The following is a 16447-nucleotide window of genomic DNA, read 5'->3' as shown; positions in this document are numbered from 1 at the left end:
CTGCCGCCTCCCCTTACCGCTCCACCAGCGCAAAATCCTGCTCGCTGTAGCGCTCCCCGGCAATATTCTCCGGGGCAAACAGCGTATTCAGCGTGGCAAGATCGCGGTCGTTAATGGCCAGATCGGCCGCCGCGCAGTTATCCTCCAGATGGGCCAGCTGCCGTGCCCCCGGGATCGGCACAATATTTTCTCCCTGCGCCAGCACCCAGGCCAGCGCCAGCTGAGCAGGACTCGCCCGATAGCCCTGCGCCATCTCCGTCAGCTGTACAACCAGCTGCTGATTATGTTCCCACGCCTGCTGCTGGAAGCGCGGCAGATAGCGGCGGAAATCATCTTCGGCCAGCGTGCCTGCAGCCGCCACTTTACCGGTCAGGAAGCCTCGTCCCAGCGGGCTGTAGGGAACAAAACCGACGCCGAGACGACGGCAGGTTTCCAGCAGCCCCTGTTCAGGATCGCGGCTCCACAGCGAGTATTCACTCTGAACGGCAGCGATAGGATGTACCGCCTGCGCACGCTGTAGCGTCTCGCTGGAGATTTCCGACAGCCCCAGATGCAAAACCTTACCCTCGCGCACCAGATCGGCCATGGTGCCCACCACCTCTTCCACCGGCACCGCCGGATCGGGGCGATGCTGATACAGCAGGTCTATCGCCTCAATGCCCAGCCGCTGTAGTGAAGCCTCTGCCACCGCACGGATGTTTTCCGGGCGGCTGTTCACGCCTTTAATGCGCTCCCAGCCCTCGCCTTCATCGGTAATATGGAAGCCAAATTTCGTGGCAACTTTGACCTTACCCTGATGCCCTTTCAGCACGCGGCCAAGCAGCGATTCATTGGTAAAAGGACCGTAAACCTCTGCCGTGTCGAGGAAATCCACCCCAAGGTCGAAGGCGCGATGCAGCGTATTCATCGCCTGGCGCTCATCGGTAGCACCGTAGGCGAAACTCATTCCCATGCAGCCAAGGCCAATGGCGGAAACCTGCAAGCCTTCAGTGCCTAACGTTCTTTTTTTCATGGTGATACTCCGGTTAACTGGCGATGAAGCAGTTATACTTCTCACGGAATAAATCAACAATTGATGCCATTTAACCGGTTTAGTGAAAAATAATCATCAATATGAAAAATCGCACCACGCTCCAGGAACTGGAGATTTTTGCCGCTATTGCCCGCCACCTGAACTTCCGCAAGGCGGCGGAAGAGCGCAACGTCACGCCGTCCACGCTCAGCCATACCATGAACCATCTGGAGCAGCGCATCGGCGTCAGGCTGCTGAACCGCACGACCCGCAGCGTATCGCTGACCGAGGCCGGGCGCGCTTTTCTCTCACGGATTGAGCCAGCGCTGGTGGATCTTTCCAGTGCGGTCGATGAGCTGAACAGCTGGCGGGCCGATCCGCGTGGGACGGTGCGCCTGAATATGCCGCGCAGCGCCGCAACGCTCTGGTTGCAGCGCATCCTGCTGCCGTTTCGTCAGCGCTACCCGGATATCGCACTGGAGATTGCCACCAGCGACAGCCTGGTCAATATCATTGAAGAGGGATTCGATGCCGGCGTGCGTTTCGGCGAGGCGATTCCACAGGACATGGTTGCCATTCCCTTTGGCCCGCCGATACACGGGGCGATCGTTGCCAGCCCGGCGCTGATTGCTCAGCACGGCACGCCGCAGCATCCCGAAGGGCTGACGGGCTATCCGTGCATTCAGCGGCGTTTCCCCAGCGGCATGCTGTACAAATGGGAATTTCAGACGGAAGGTAAGGCGCTCGATGTGGCGGTCAGCGGCGATCTGACGCTGGATAACGATATGTTGATGATTCAGGCCGCCCGCGCCGGAGCGGGTGCGGCGCTGGTGATGCGCGAGCTGGCGCAGCCCTGGCTGGCCGACGGTTCACTGGTGGAAATCCTCACCGATTATGCCGCAAAGCCTGAGGGGCTCTGGCTTTACTACCCCAGCCGCAAATACCACTCCGCTGCGCTGCGCTGCTTTATTGACTGGGTGCAGCAGATCAATCGGGGCGTGGTAGACTCGCCTGAATCCTTCCATGCAGGAAATCCGCCATGACCGCAGATGAACCGCTAACCCGCTTTGTGCTGGCAGACCGTCCGGCCTCCCACGTGCTGTGCCTGACGCTGCACCGCCCTTCGCAGCGCAATGCCTATAACGCGATGATGATTGCCGAACTGGAGCAGTGGCTGGATTACAGCGAGCAGAACCCGGAGATCTGGACGGTGATCCTGACCGGCAGCGGCAGCGCGTTTTGCAGCGGGGCAGATTTGCAGGAGGCGTTTATCGACGGTGGCAAAAAGGTGCGCAACCGCTGCGGCGGCTACAATCCGCTACAGCATCAGCCCCGGCGAAAAATCTGGATCGCTGCCCTGAACGGCCATGCGGTTGGCGGCGGGCTGGAGATGGCGCTGAACTGCGATTTTATCGTTGCCAGCGAGCAGGTAAAAATTGCCCTGCCCGAGGTGACGCACGGCCTGCTGCCGCTCGGTGGAGCCATCGGCCAGCTTGCCGCCCGACTGCCGGTGAATATCGCCCGTGAACTGCTGCTGACCGGCGAAGCTATCGATGCGCCGCGAGCGCTGGCGCTGGGACTCTTCAATCAGCTGGCCGCGCATGACGACCTGAAGGATGCAGCGCTGGCGCTGGCGGCACGCATCAATCGCAGTGCCCCGCTGGCGGTGCAGGCGTGCAACACACTGCTGAAACAGCATCTGCGCACCACCGCTAACGGTGAGGATACACAGCAGAAACCCCCTCTGCCCTCCACCGGCGACGGTGAGGAGACACATTCTCTGCCCTCCACCGGTGAGGATTCGCAGCAGAAAGCCCCTCAGCCCTCCGCCGATGAGGTGCTGCGCCAGCTTCAGCAGAGCGAAGATTATCAGGAAAGCCTGCGCGCTTTTAGCGAGCGCCGCCCGCCGCAGTGGCGCGGCAGATAACAGCCGGGTGGTGTATCACAGCGTCTGTGCGCGGAACAGCGCGCTCAGCCCCAGGCCACCGGCAATTCCCAGCATCGCCAGGCCAAACCCGTCCTCGCAATCTGCCGTCTGTACCAGCTGGCTAAACAGCCGCGTTACCATGATCGCCCCGGACGCGCCGTAGGGATGGCCGAGCGCGATAGCCCCACCCTGGCGGTTAACGCGCTGCTCGTCGATGCCCAATGCATCCAGTGAGCCCAGCACCTGAGCGGCAAAGGCTTCATTAAACTCAATGGCGGCAACGCGGTCGAGGTTCAGCTGTGGCTGCCTCGCCAGCAGTTTTTGCGTGGCGGGAACCGGGCCCAGCCCGAGGTAGTTGGGGTCCACTCCGGCGCTACAGGCATCAATAAAGCGCAGCCCGCGTACAAAACCACACTCGCGCGCCAGTCGGCGGCTCATGACCAGCAGCAGCGATGCCCCGTCGTTCAGCGGGCAGCAGTTGCCCGCCGTCACGCTGCCGTCGGCGGCAAAGACAGGCGGCAGCGCGGCCAGCCGGGCCAGCGAGGTTGTCGGGCGCGGGCATTCATCCTGCGCGATCGCCTGCCCCGCCACGTTCAGCGGCACGATCTCATCGCGGAATGCGCCCTGCTGCTGTGCGGCAAAGGCTCGCTGATGGCTGCGCAGGGCAAATCGATCCTGTCGTTCGCGGCTGATGCCGCAGCGGCGGGCCACGTTTTCCGCCGCTTCGCCCATATCCGGGTCGCCGATATCGTCCGGGGAAAAACGCGCACGGCCGTAAAAACGCGGCTGCTGCTTCAACGATCCGGGCTTTTCTACCCGCCACGGCGCGGTACTCACGCTCTCAACGCCACCGGCCAGATAGCATTCTCCCGCCCGCGCTTGGATCAGACGGCAGGCGTTGATCGCCGCCTCCAGCCCGGAACCGCACTGGCGATCGACCGTCACCGCTGGCACCGCCAGCGGCAGTCCGGCACTGAGCGCCGCCAGACGGGCAATGTTGCCGCCGCCGCCGGTCGCATTGCCGATAATCACCTCATCAATAGCACTGAACCCCTGCGGTAAGGTAGCAAGCAATCGGGCGAACAACGGTGCCAGCAGTGCTTCCATCGGCAGCCCGGCCAACATACCGTACGCCTTACCTACCGGCGTGCGTACCGCGGCGACAACCACCGGCTGCCAGTCATCTCCCGGCTGATAGTTCAGTGAGATCGGTTCTGAGGTCATGATTTGCGATCCTTATTTCCAGCCCGGCACGTTTAATTTTTCCAGCGGGCGTTAAAGGCCAGTGGCTGATGTGATAATAGTGGCGTGGCAATTTGTATTTCGCCAGATGCTCGCGGCATATTTCCGGGATCGTTTCCGCCAGCGTTAATTCCGCCTCAATAATAGCGACGATCTTTTTCCCCAGATAATTATCATCAATGGCAATAACTATCGCTTCTATAACACCCGGGATCGCTTTGATCGTCGTTTCTATTTCTGACAGGTAAATATTATTACCGCCGCTGAGGATCATATTTCCCCGGCGGCCGATAATATGCAGGTTCTGCCGTTCATCCAGATAGCCGATATCCGATACCGTGGCACCACTGGGTGTTTTTTTAAATGCGCCGCCGTCATCACCCCATAAATACCCCTCGATAATCTGCTCGCTGCGAATAAAAATCCGCCCCGGTTGATTCATCGCCACCGGCACATCATCATCGTCGAGGATTTCAATGGTGGTCCCCGGAAAAGCCTGCCCAACGCTGGCCAGAGAGTCGCTGATGCTGTCGTCGTTCAGTGTGGAAACGGCGACAAATCCCAGCTCCGATGCACCGTAATACTCCTGCATCCGCGCTGCGGGAAACAGCGCCCTCGCCTGCCGATAGTGGTTCAGCTCCAGCTTGGCTCCGGCACTGAGCAAATTACGCAGGCCGGGAAACGCTTCTCCATCAGCCACGCGGGCAAAACCGGCAATCATCGTTGGCACCACCACCAGGCGCTGGATCTGCTGCCCGGCGATCAACGCCAGGGCGGCGTCCGGCTGCCACTTGCCGAGGCTGTAGAAACAGCCGCCCGCATACAGCGTTTCATTCAGGCAGTAGAGGCCAATGCCGTTCGACAGCGGGCCGGGAAACAGCGTTGAGGGCGCATCCGTCAGCTGAAAGATCGCCTCGCCGTTTTCAAAGCTGCTGCGCCAGGAGCGGCGCGATCGGACAAACGCCTTCGGCAGGCTGGTGGTGCCGGAGGTGAAATTGATCAAAAACGGCGTGGTATCATGCATTCCCTGACTGAATGCGGGCCGATCTTCGGTAACAGAAGGATCGCTTTCCAGCCAGCGATCCACCGCCAGCCAGTGGATCTGTAGCGCATCGGCCAGCGCGATCGTCGCCCGATCCTGCTGGTTTAACAGCAGCAGGCCCGGCTTAATGCGGCTCAGCATTTCGCGCAGCTGTTCGGCTGGCAGCAGCGGGTCTATGATTGCCGCGGTGAGAGGCTGTGCGGTTGCCGCCAGCCAGGCTATCGGGAAAGCAATCGCATTGCCGGTCGCTACCGCCACGGTATGGCCGTTCTGGGACTCACTGAGAATAAGCTGATACAGTGCCTGCGAGTGCTGCCACAGCTGTAACCAGCTCAGCGTCTGGCCATCAATATTCACCGCAATGGCGTGGGGATGTTTTTGGGCGTGCTGCTGAACCCTGTCGTGAACCGGCATCAGGCTCCGGCTCCTGGCTGCGGAAAGTGATGGATCAAAGCCTTACGGGTTTCTTCAGGGATCGGACAGGGCTTATTATCGGCAGGGTTAATGCAGACCCAGACTAATTTTCCTTCGGCAGCCAGAATATTTCTTCCCTGTAAATTCAGGTGAATAGAAAATATTAAGCTGCTGTTACCGAGCTTCTCAATGAATACCTGAGGCTCTACCACATCGTCGACTGATAATGGGAAATGAAAGGTCGCTTCACATTTTTTTACGTGATAAACCACACCGGCCGTCTGCGGGCGAAATAAGGCTAAAATATCTGCACGGCGAAAGGCATTAACCACGGCATCTTCACAATAATCCAGGTAAACTGAATTATGGACGTGACCATTCAGATCGATATCACGCATTGATACGCGAAATGTTTCACTATTATACTGCTGCATAAAAATCATCAACCTGTAAACCAGAAGCCACTAAAGAAAATATACCATGAAAGAGAGTTTATTCACCAGAGCGATGGTCCGCGAGTTCGGTAATATCAGGGATATTCTGCGGCTGGAATCCGGTGAGCAGAGCGAATTAGCTGCCGGTCAGGTACGGGTTAAGATGGCATGGGCGACGATAAATCCCTCTGATATTATTACTATTTCCGGTGCCTACCGTTCACGTATTACCTTACCTTTCGTTCCCGGTTTCGAGGGCATGGGGCATATCGTTCAGAGCAACGATCCCTCACTTCTGCCCGGTCAGCGGGTGCTGCCGGTGGGGAGTATGGGTGCCTGGCAGACCTATAAAGACAGCGAGGCGCAGTGGTGTTTTACCCTGCCCGATTTCGTCAGTGATAAAGAAGCGGCGACCAGCTACGTGAATCCGATGACCGCCCTGCTGATGCTAACGGAAGAGCTGCACTTTACGCCCGGGATGCGGGTAATCATCAATGCCGCCAACTCGGCGATTGGCAAGATGCTGATCCGCATTGCCAGCCACCTGGGCATCAGGGCCATCGCCATCGTGCGCAAGGCGGAGAACCTGACACTGTTTGACGACTTTCCCGTTGAGAGTGTGCTGAACAGCAGCAGCCCGGATTATCCGCAGCAGCTGGCGGCGCTTCAGCGCGGCGGCGGCGTGGAGGCGATTCTGGACTGCATCGGCGGTGAAGAGTCGCTGTCGCTGGCTGAGGCGCTGATGCCGGGTGGGCAGTTTATTCACTATGGCCTGCTATCCGGTCAGCCGATCCCTCCGACTTTCTGGCGCAGCCGCCCGGATATTCGTTTTTCTAATTTCCATTTACGGTTGTGGGTACACGGCCATGAGAAGTCGCTGGTGCAGCGGCGTATCGATGAAGTGATGGCACTGATCCGCGATGGGGTGATTGCCACCGAGGTGGTAGCCGAGTTTGCGCTGACGGATATTCATCAGGCGGTGGATGCGGTGTTGTCCGGTGCGCTGAAGGGGAAGATTCTGCTGAAGCTTTGAGGCAGCCGTGTCGGAAGTTCGTTCGCAGACCAGCCAGAGCGCGTTACAAATGGAAATTTGTGCTGCGTTGTTTGTAGAGTCAGCAGTTAGCGCTGGCTGGCAGTGCCCCCGGCCGGGCGGGTCCTCGCGCCGCGTTGCGGTCCCCTCACTTCGCTCGTCAGCCTCCCGGACCGCCACAGACGGGCCGTCCTGGCCCGGCTGTGACTTTCGGCCGCGTCCATGCGGCCGAATCCTGGCTTCCTCTCTTCGTTCAGCGCTGTGGATTGCCCTCTCGTGGGCACAGCCAGCCTGCTCTCTGATTTCTGTGTTGCCTGAAAGCCCAAAAGCTAAAAGCGATGAAATTATCTGGAGGGGACAGCCTCTGCTGCTGCGTAAGGGCATCCGCAGCGCTGAGGTGGAGCCATTGCGCCAGGAGACGACAGCAGGGATGCTGGCGTCAGGCCGGGTTTGAACAGGGACGTTCAATCCTGGCCGATCCGTTCGGCGTAATGGCGTAACCGAAGGCACCGCAGCGCGGCGCGAGGACCGCCCTGAAGCAGCAGCAGAGGCTGAACCCCATACGCCAGTACCCAGCGCCCAACTCTATCCCAACGTCGGATAAGCCCGCCGTACCGCCCGTACAATCACCGCCGCCAGCACCACCTTCACGATATCGCCCGGCACAAACCCCAGCGAGCCGAGTGCGGCCTGCTTCAGCGTGATACCCGCAACGGCGGCAATCCACGGAATACCGCAGGCATAAATCACCACAATCCCACCCAGTGCGATAATCAGCAGCTCCTTCACCAGCGTCAGTGAACGCAGACCGCGCTGGTACAACAAGCCGATGACCAGTGCCGCCAGCGGCCAGGAGAGAATAAAACCACCGCCGGGCCCCATATAAACCCCCAGCCCGCCACGGCCACCGGCCAACAGCGGCAGCCCGATAGCCACCAGCAGATCGAACAATACCATCGCCAGCGCACCCCGCTTAGCACCGGCAATCGCCCCCGCCAGCATACAGCCCAGCGTCTGCGCGGTAATCGGCACGCCAATCACCGGCAGGCTAAAGGCCGGGAACAGACCCAGCGCCGCAGTCATCGCGGCAAACAGCGCTATATAAACAATATCTCTGGTGGACATTAAGAGCCTCTCGACTTTTCAGCATCGCTTTGGGGACGTTTAAGCTGGGGATCGTATGCGCGGGCTTCCAGCGCCGCCGCAATGTCATCAGCCATTTTCAGGGTACGGACAATAACCGGGACCGCCACGGCAATCACACTGCGGTCAAGGCCGCGCGCTTTCTGCGCTTCACGCACTTCGGCGGTGATGGCGGCCAGCACCGGGATAAAACGCAAGGCCAGCGAGAGTGCCAGGCTGACCTTCGCCGGGTTGATGCGCAAAAAACGCAGCCAGGACAGCCCGCTTTCCAGCGCATCAATCATATCGGTGGTGCGCGTGGTCAGCGTCACCAGCGCCGCCAGCAGCAGCAGCGCGGAAAGTCGCGCAACGACCAGCACGCCAGAAACCCAGTCCACCATCCACCACTGTACGGCAAACAGCAGCGCCAGCACCCACATCAGCGGTTTCAGCTGCAGCAGCATTATTTTTGGCCCAATACCCGCCAGCGGGTAAAGCGCAGCAACGACAACCAGCGTGGAGAGCACCACCGCCAGCAGGGGGAAAACAAACAGCAGCGTACCCACCAGCGCCAGGGAAAGGATCTTAATCCCCGACGGCAGGCGATGGATAAACGAGTTACCCGGTACGTAATCACTCAAGGTCATGACATCATCCTGACATATTCTTTCAGCGCCACGGCAGGCACATCATCGACGGCAACTTCCCCGCGTTCAAACACCAGTACGCGGTCAAAATCCTGCAAAAATTCCAGATCGTGTGAAACAACGATCGCGGTTTGATCCAGTTCGGCAATCGCGGCGGCAATGCGGCGTTTGTTGCGCAGATCCAACAGCGTGGTGGGCTCATCAAAAACGATATATTCCGGCTCCATCACCAGCACACCGGAGATCGCCAGCAGCTGCTTTTGCCCACCGCTGAGCAGGTGAGCCGGGTGCTGACGCAGATCCTGCATATCGTAGCGGGCCAGCGCCGCGTCGGTACGCTCGCGGATCGTGGCTTTATCCAGCCCGAGGTTCTTCATGCCGAAAGCCAGATCCTCTTCCACCACCGGAAAGACAATCTGGTTGTCGGGGTTCTGGAAAACAAAGCCGACTTTACGCCGCACCGCTTTGCCCTGCTGACGGGTATTCAGGCCGTCGATCAGTACGTCGCCCTGAGAAGGCAACAGCAAGCCATTCAGCAGGCGAACGAAGGTACTTTTGCCGCAGCCGTTGCTGCCAACGATGCCGACACGCTTCTCGGTTAGCTGTAAGTTGATATTCTTCAATACCTTGCGATCGCCGTAAGCGTGGGAGACCTCTTTCAGTTCAATCATCAAAATGCCTCGCTCAGGACGGTTTACGCGGACGATACTGGCGACCAATCGTCAGTTGCTCAATGACGGCGGCCGGTGACAGCGACATCACAAAATCCACCGCGCGGCAGATATCGTCCGTGCTCAGCATTTCTTCCGCAGACAGCCCCGAACCGGCGGCCATATCGGTATCCACCACGTCCGGGCACAGCGTGGTGACTTTAATTCCCAGCGAGCCCAGCTCGCGGGCAATCGAGCGGCTGTAGCCGACCAGCGCGTGCTTGCTGGCGGCATAGCTGGCGACGCTGCCGTAGGGCTGCACGCCGCTGACCGAAGCCAGGTTGAAGATGCGACCATCTTCAGACTTTTGCAGCCACGGCGTGCAAAGCTGGCAGAGATGATGGATGGCGGTAACGTTGGTAGCCAGCAGCGCGCTGAAGTCATCCAGCGGCGTCTGCGTGGAGCCTGCGCGGAAAATACCGGCGGCGTTAATCAGTACATCCAGCCGGGCGTGGCGGGAAAGCGCATGCTGCACCCGCTGCGACACGCTGGCAAAATCACACACGTCCAGCGCCAGCGTCTGCACGCGGGACGGATCGAACCCGGCGGCAAGCGCATTCAGCGCCTGCGCATCACGTGCCAGCAGAATCAGATGATATCCCTGCGCATAGAAATGGCGGGCAAGATGGTGGCCAATGCCACGGCTGGCACCGGTAATCAGGGCGACGTTGTTTGACACGGAGAGCCTTAAATCTGAAAACGTGAGCGGCAAAGATACGCTATTTAGCGTAAAAGGAAAAATACGTTTTTGGTTTACAAGTCGGTTAAAACCAGGCTAATAGCGAAATCTCGCTTCAACCATTCGTGACGCTCAGGTGAGGCCGCGTCAGGTCGATCGTCCGGGACTATCCGTAAAAAAGCCGCTATCTGTTAACAATAGCGGCTTAGTTTTCGCTAACTAACGCGAATTACCCCTTGCGGAGCCGTCAGCGATTACTTCTTCTTCGCTTTCGGGTTTGGCAGGTCGGTGATGCTACCTTCGAAGATCTCAGCTGCCAGGCCAACCGATTCGTGCAGAGTCGGGTGAGCGTGGATGGTCAGCGCCAGGTCTTCAGCGTCGCAGCCCATTTCGATTGCCAGGCCGATTTCGCCCAGCAGCTCGCCGCCGTTAGTACCAACAATCGCACCACCGATCACGCGGTGAGTCGCTTTGTCGAAGATCAGCTTGGTGATGCCGTCTGCGCAGTCGGAAGCGATAGCACGGCCAGAAGCAGCCCACGGGAAGGTGGCGGTTTCGTAGCTGATGCCTTTCTCTTTCGCTTCTTTCTCGGTCAGACCCACCCAGGCAACTTCTGGCTCGGTGTAGGCGATAGATGGGATCACTTTCGGGTCGAAGTAGTGTTTCTTACCAGAAATCACTTCTGCCGCTACGTGGCCTTCATGCACGCCTTTGTGTGCCAGCATTGGCTGACCCACGATGTCGCCGATAGCAAAGATGTGCGGTACGTTGGTACGCATCTGCTTGTCGACGCGGATAAAGCCGCGATCGTCCACTTCCACGCCCGCTTTACCCGCATCCAGACCTTTACCGTTCGGTACGCGGCCGATAGCTACCAGCACCGCATCGTAACGCTGTGGTTCTGCAGGGGCTTTTTTGCCTTCCATAGTTACATAGATACCGTCTTCTTTTGCTTCAACGGCAGTAACTTTGGTTTCCAGCATCAGGTTGAACTGCTTGGAGATACGCTTGGTGAACACTTTCACCACGTCTTTATCTGCAGCAGGGATCACCTGGTCAAACATCTCGACGACATCAATCTGTGAACCCAGGGCATGGTAAACCGTACCCATTTCCAGACCGATGATACCGCCGCCCATCACCAGCAGACGCTCTGGGACTGATTTCAGTTCCAGCGCATCGGTAGAATCCCAAACGCGTGGGTCTTCGTGCGGGATGAACGGCAGCTGAATTGGGCGGGAACCCGCCGCGATGATGGCATTGTCGAAAGTGATCGTGGTGGTTTCACCCTTCTCATTTTCCACAACCAGAGTATTTGCGCCGGTAAATTTGCCCAGACCGTTAACCACGTTCACTTTACGGCCTTTCGCCATACCGGACAGACCGCCGGTCAGCTGGTTGATGACTTTCTCTTTCCAGGCGCGGATTTTGTCAACGTCGGTTTGCGGCTTGCCGAACACGATACCGTGAGCTTCAAGCGCTTTCGCTTCTTCAATCACCTTCGCCACGTGCAGCAGGGCTTTAGAAGGGATACAGCCGACATTCAGACAAACACCACCAAGGGTGCTGTAACGCTCAACGATGACGGTCTCCAGACCTAAATCCGCTGCACGGAAGGCTGCAGAATAGCCTGCAGGACCTGCCCCAAGTACCACGACTTGAGTTTTAATTTCTGTACTCATCATGACCTCTTATTTGATAGTCCGGCGGGTCAGACAGCTTTTGATTCAACGCCCTTCTTCCACCGGGACGCGTTCACCGCAAGAGTTTACAGAATTGTTAATAATCTGCAAACCGCGGTGCCACGAATATCTAAATCCCTTATAACAAGGCCGGCTTGCGCCGGCCTTGTCTGCTGTTACATCACCAGACGGCGAATGTCAGCCAGTGCCTGATTGATGATGGTGATGAAGCGTGCACCATCTGCACCGTCGATTACGCGGTGGTCGAAGGAGAGCGACATCGGCATCATCAGACGCGGAGTGAACTCTTTACCGTTCCAGACCGGCTCCATGGCAGACTTGGAGACGCCCAGGATAGCCACTTCAGGCGCGTTAACGATCGGCGCGAAGTGAGTTGTCCCGATACCGCCCAGGCTGGAAATGGTGAAGCAGCCGCCCTGCATTTCGCCAGCGGTCAGTTTGCCATCACGCGCTTTCTTGGAGATAGCCATCAGCTCGCGAGACAGTTCGGTAATCCCTTTCTTGTTCACGTCTTTGAACACAGGAACCACCAGACCGTTTGGCGTATCAACCGCCACACCGATGTTGATGTATTTCTTCAGCGTCAGTTTCTGACCATCTTCGGACAGTGAGCTGTTGAAACGAGGCATCTGCTCAAGGGCCGCAGCAACGGCTTTCATGATGAAGACCACTGGGGTGAATTTCACGTCCAGCTTACGTTTGGCCGCTTCATCGTTCTGCTGCTTACGGAAGGCTTCCAGCTCGGTGATGTCGGTTTTGTCGAAGTGCGTAACGTGCGGGATCATCACCCAGTTACGGCTCAGGTTCGCACCAGAGATTTTCTGGATACGGCCCAGTTCAACTTCTTCAATCTCACCAAATTTGCTGAAGTCCACTTTCGGCCAAGGCAGCATGCCAGGCAGACCACCACCCGCAGCAGCGGCTGGCGCTTCGGCGCGTTTTACCGCGTCCTTAACGTAGGTCTGAACGTCTTCTTTCAGAATACGCCCTTTACGACCGGTGCCTTTGACTTTAGCCAGGTTTACGCCAAACTCGCGTGCCAGACGGCGGATAACCGGAGTCGCGTGAACGTAAGCGTCGTTTTCAGCGAAGTCGGATTTCGCGTCAGCTTTAGCAGGGGCAGCAGCCGGAGCCGCTTTCTCTTCCTGCTTAGCCGGTGCGGCCGCAGCCGGTGCTTCAGCTTTCGCAGCGGGAGCCGCAGCAGCTGGCGCAGCGCCTGCAACTTCAAAGACCATCACCAGTGAACCGGTGCTGACTTTGTCGCCGGTCGCTACTTTGATCTCTTTCACGGTACCCGCGAACGGAGCCGGCACTTCCATTGAGGCTTTGTCGCCTTCAACGGTCAGGATCGACTGTTCTGCTTCAACGGTGTCGCCCACTTTTACCATGATCTCGGTAACTTCAACTTCGTCGCCGCCGATATCCGGTACGTTCACGTCTTTCGGGCCGCTGGCCGCAGCCGGTGCCGCAGCAGCGGGTGCAGCCGCTTCTTCTTTCTTCTCTTCAGCCGGAGCGGATGGCGCAGCTGCGCCACCTGCTGCTTCGAAGATCATGATCAGTTTGCCGGTTTCGACTTTATCGCCGGTCGCAACTTTGATCTCTTTAACCACGCCCGCCTGCGGAGAAGGGACTTCCATAGAAGCCTTATCGCCTTCCACCACGATCAGCGACTGTTCAACTTCAACAGTGTCGCCAACCTTCACCAGGATTTCGGTGACTTCAACTTCGTCCGCGCCGATATCCGGTACATTGATTTCGATAGCCATTACTCTTTACCTCTTATGCCAGACGCGGGTTAACTTTATCAGCATCGATTTCGAACTTGGCAATAGCGTCCGCTACCACTTTCTTATCGATTTCGCCGCGTTTAGCCAGTTCGCCCAGTGCTGCAACTACAACGTAAGATGCGTCCACTTCGAAGTGGTGACGCAGGTTCTCACGGCTGTCTGAACGACCGAAGCCGTCAGTACCCAGTACGCGATAGTCGCTGGCTGGGATGTAGCTGCGAACCTGTTCTGCAAACAGTTTCATGTAGTCGGTAGACGCTACGGCCGGTGCATCACTCATGATCTGAGCAATGTACGGTACGCGTGCTTCCTGAGTTGGGTGCAGCATGTTCCAACGCTCACAGTCCTGACCGTCGCGGGCCAGTTCGGTGAAGGAGGTGACGCTGTACACGTCAGAGCCAACGCCGTAGTCTTTCGCCAGGATTTCTGCCGCTTCACGCACGTGACGCAGGATAGAGCCTGAACCCAGCAGCTGAACTTTACCTTTGCTACCTTCGATAGTTTCCAGCTTGTAGATACCTTTACGGATACCTTCTTCAGCGCCTTCCGGCATCGCTGGCATGTGGTAGTTTTCGTTCAGCGTGGTGATGTAGTAGTACACGTTTTCCTGTGCATCACCGTACATACGTACCAGACCGTCATGCATGATCACGGCAACTTCGTACGCATAAGCTGGATCGTAAGAGATACAGTTAGGGATGGTCAGAGACTGAATGTGGCTGTGGCCATCTTCGTGCTGCAGACCTTCACCGTTCAGCGTCGTACGACCTGAAGTACCGCCTACCAGGAAGCCGCGAGCCTGCTGGTCACCTGCTGCCCAGCACAGGTCGCCGATACGCTGGAAACCGAACATGGAGTAGTAGATGTAGAACGGGATCATTGGCAGGTTGTTGGTGCTGTAAGACGTTGCCGCCGCCAGCCACGATGCGCCTGCACCCAGTTCGTTGATGCCTTCCTGCAGGATCTGACCTTTTTCGTCTTCTTTATAGTAAGCAACCTGCTCACGGTCCTGCGGGGTGTACTGCTGGCCGTTCGGGCTGTAAATACCGATCTGACGGAACAGGCCTTCCATACCGAAGGTACGCGCTTCGTCGGCGATGATTGGTACCAGGCGATCTTTGATCGACGGGTTCTTCAGCATCACGTTCAGGGCACGCACGAAAGCGATAGTGGTAGAGATCTCTTTGTTCTGCTCATCCAGCAGCTGGCGGAAATCTTCCAGCGTTGGCATTTCAAGCTTCTCGCTGAACTTAGGTTCGCGAGTTGGCAGGTAGCCACCCAGTTTCTGACGCTGTGCGTGCAGGTAGGTGTGCTCTTCTGAGCCTTCAGCAAAGGTCACGTACGGCAGTTTTTCGATGGCAGCATCGTCAACCGGCACGTTGAAGCGGTCGCGGATATAGCGCACGCCGTCCATGTTCATTTTCTTCACCTGGTGAGCAATGTTTTTGCCCTCCGCGGTGTCACCCATACCGTAACCTTTGATGGTATGAGCCAGGATAACCACAGGTTTGCCCTTGGTGTCCTGCGCTTTCTTCAGTGCAGCGTAGACTTTCTTCGGATCGTGACCACCACGGTTCAGTGACCAGATCTCGTCGTCGCTCAGATCTTTCACCAGCTCAGCGGTTTCCGGATATTTACCGAAGAAGTGCTCACGCACGTACGCGCCGTTTTTGGATTTGAAGGTCTGATAGTCGCCGTCAACGGTTTCGTTCATCAGCTGGATCAGCTTACCGCTGGTGTCTTTACGCAGCAGCTCATCCCAACGACCGCCCCAGATCACTTTCAACACTTCCCAGCCAGCACCACCGAAGATGCCTTCCAGTTCGTTGATGATCTTACCGTTACCGGTTACCGGGCCATCCAGACGCTGCAGGTTACAGTTGATGATGAAGACCAGGTTATCCAGTTTTTCACGGGTAGCGATAGTGATCGCACCTTTAGATTCTGGCTCATCCATCTCACCGTCGCCCAGGAAGGCGTAAACGGTCTGCTGAGAGGTATCTTTCAGGCCACGGTGTTCCAGATATTTCAGGAACTTAGCCTGATAGATCGCACCCAATGGACCCAGACCCATTGATACGGTCGGGAACTGCCAGAAGTCAGGCATCAGTTTAGGGTGTGGATAAGAAGACAGACCTTTACCGTGAACTTCCTGACGGAAGTTGTTCATCTGGTCTTCGCTCAGACGACCTTCCAGGAAGGCACGAGCATAAACACCTGGAGAAATGTGGCCCTGGAAGTAAACCAGATCGCCGCCGTCTTTTTCCGTACGCGCACGGAAGAAGTGGTTGAAGCACACTTCATAGATAGTGGCAGAAGACTGGAAGGAGGACATGTGGCCGCCCAGATCCAGATCTTTCTTCGATGCGCGCAGAACGGTCATAATGGCGTTCCAGCGGATAGCAGAACGGATACGACGTTCTAAAGATGTGTTGCCAGGGTATTCCGGCTCATCTTCAACAGCAATAGAGTTGATATAGTTGCTGGCCCCAGCACCGGCAGCCACTTTCACGCCACCTTTACGTGCTTCGCTCAGGACCTGGTCAATCAGATACTGTGCGCGCTCAACACCTTCTTCACGGATGACCGATTCGATCGCCTGTAGCCAGTCGCGAGTTTCGATCGGATCCACGTCATTGTTTAAACGTTCTGACATGGGGGGTATTCCTTATCTGTGTCTAATACGTTGAATTGTCTG

Annotated in this window: 14 protein-coding genes; 3 read left to right on the top strand and 11 right to left on the bottom strand. The window is 57.4% G+C overall.

Annotation, left to right across the window (positions count from 1 at the left end; all coding sequences use genetic code 11):
• Positions 1–13: 13 nt before the first annotated feature.
• Complete coding sequence (locus JOE09_RS18345; protein ID WP_205066745.1) at positions 14–1012, bottom strand: aldo/keto reductase; 999 nt, start codon at positions 1010–1012, stop codon at positions 14–16.
• Between the two features lie 101 nt (positions 1013–1113).
• Here JOE09_RS18345 and JOE09_RS18340 point away from each other — a divergent pair, with 101 nt between their 5' ends.
• Complete coding sequence (locus JOE09_RS18340; protein ID WP_205066744.1) at positions 1114–2055, top strand: LysR family transcriptional regulator; 942 nt, start codon at positions 1114–1116, stop codon at positions 2053–2055.
• Positions 2052–2939, top strand: coding sequence for an enoyl-CoA hydratase/isomerase family protein (locus JOE09_RS18335; protein WP_205066743.1), 888 nt, complete (start codon positions 2052–2054; stop codon positions 2937–2939). Before JOE09_RS18340 ends, JOE09_RS18335 begins: the two co-directional genes overlap by 4 nt.
• Before the next feature lie 15 nt (positions 2940–2954).
• On the opposite strand, the gene JOE09_RS18330 is transcribed toward JOE09_RS18335, so the two are convergent.
• Genes JOE09_RS18330 through JOE09_RS18320 form a run of 3 tightly spaced genes read right to left on the bottom strand, consistent with a single transcriptional unit; the run spans position 2955 to position 6071 of the window.
• Entirely contained in the window at positions 2955–4163 is a 1209-nt protein-coding gene (locus tag JOE09_RS18330; protein ID WP_205066742.1) for a thiolase family protein, read from the bottom strand.
• Positions 4120–5637 carry a class I adenylate-forming enzyme family protein gene (locus JOE09_RS18325; protein ID WP_205066741.1) on the bottom strand — a complete coding sequence of 506 codons (1518 nt, stop codon included), beginning with the start codon at positions 5635–5637 and terminating at the stop codon, positions 4120–4122. The genes JOE09_RS18330 and JOE09_RS18325 overlap by 44 nt, the downstream gene beginning before the upstream one ends.
• Positions 5637–6071: an acyl-CoA thioesterase gene (locus tag JOE09_RS18320; protein ID WP_200545238.1), complete on the bottom strand. Its 435-nt coding sequence runs from the start codon at positions 6069–6071 to the stop codon at positions 5637–5639. Before JOE09_RS18320 ends, JOE09_RS18325 begins: the two co-directional genes overlap by 1 nt.
• A 46-nt stretch (positions 6072–6117) precedes the next feature.
• Between JOE09_RS18320 and JOE09_RS18315 the strand changes: the two genes are divergently transcribed.
• A complete protein-coding gene (locus JOE09_RS18315) occupies positions 6118–7104 on the top strand; it encodes a zinc-dependent alcohol dehydrogenase family protein (RefSeq protein ID WP_205066740.1) in 987 nt (328 codons plus the stop codon).
• Positions 7105–7686: 582 nt separating this feature from the next.
• Here JOE09_RS18315 and JOE09_RS18310 read toward each other — a convergent pair.
• The 7 genes from JOE09_RS18310 to aceE all read right to left on the bottom strand — a co-directional run bounded on the left by JOE09_RS18310 (position 7687) and on the right by aceE (position 16405).
• Positions 7687–8226: a biotin transporter BioY gene (locus tag JOE09_RS18310; protein WP_200545234.1), complete on the bottom strand. Its 540-nt coding sequence runs from the start codon at positions 8224–8226 to the stop codon at positions 7687–7689.
• Entirely contained in the window at positions 8226–8870 is a 645-nt protein-coding gene (locus JOE09_RS18305) for an energy-coupling factor transporter transmembrane component T family protein (protein ID WP_205066739.1), read from the bottom strand. The genes JOE09_RS18310 and JOE09_RS18305 overlap by 1 nt, the downstream gene beginning before the upstream one ends.
• Positions 8867–9541, bottom strand: coding sequence for an energy-coupling factor ABC transporter ATP-binding protein (locus JOE09_RS18300; protein ID WP_205066738.1), 675 nt, complete (start codon positions 9539–9541; stop codon positions 8867–8869). Before JOE09_RS18300 ends, JOE09_RS18305 begins: the two co-directional genes overlap by 4 nt.
• A gap of 13 nt (positions 9542–9554) precedes the next feature.
• On the bottom strand, positions 9555–10259 hold the full coding sequence (locus tag JOE09_RS18295; protein WP_205066737.1) for an SDR family NAD(P)-dependent oxidoreductase: 705 nt from the start codon (positions 10257–10259) through the stop codon (positions 9555–9557).
• A gap of 254 nt (positions 10260–10513) precedes the next feature.
• Positions 10514–11941: a dihydrolipoyl dehydrogenase gene (lpdA, locus tag JOE09_RS18290; RefSeq protein WP_205066807.1), complete on the bottom strand. Its 1428-nt coding sequence runs from the start codon at positions 11939–11941 to the stop codon at positions 10514–10516.
• 176 nt (positions 11942–12117) lie between these two features.
• Positions 12118–13728, bottom strand: coding sequence for a pyruvate dehydrogenase complex dihydrolipoyllysine-residue acetyltransferase (gene aceF, locus JOE09_RS18285; protein WP_105595385.1), 1611 nt, complete (start codon positions 13726–13728; stop codon positions 12118–12120).
• Positions 13729–13741: 13 nt separating this feature from the next.
• Positions 13742–16405 carry a pyruvate dehydrogenase (acetyl-transferring), homodimeric type gene (gene aceE, locus JOE09_RS18280; RefSeq protein WP_205066736.1) on the bottom strand — a complete coding sequence of 888 codons (2664 nt, stop codon included), beginning with the start codon at positions 16403–16405 and terminating at the stop codon, positions 13742–13744.
• Positions 16406–16447 lie beyond the last annotated feature (42 nt).

Origin of the sequence: Pantoea coffeiphila (assembly GCF_016909495.1) — a bacterium.
In the GTDB taxonomy this organism is placed as follows: domain Bacteria; phylum Pseudomonadota; class Gammaproteobacteria; order Enterobacterales; family Enterobacteriaceae; genus Erwinia; species Erwinia coffeiphila.
This window is presented reverse-complemented; position numbering and strand designations above follow the sequence as displayed.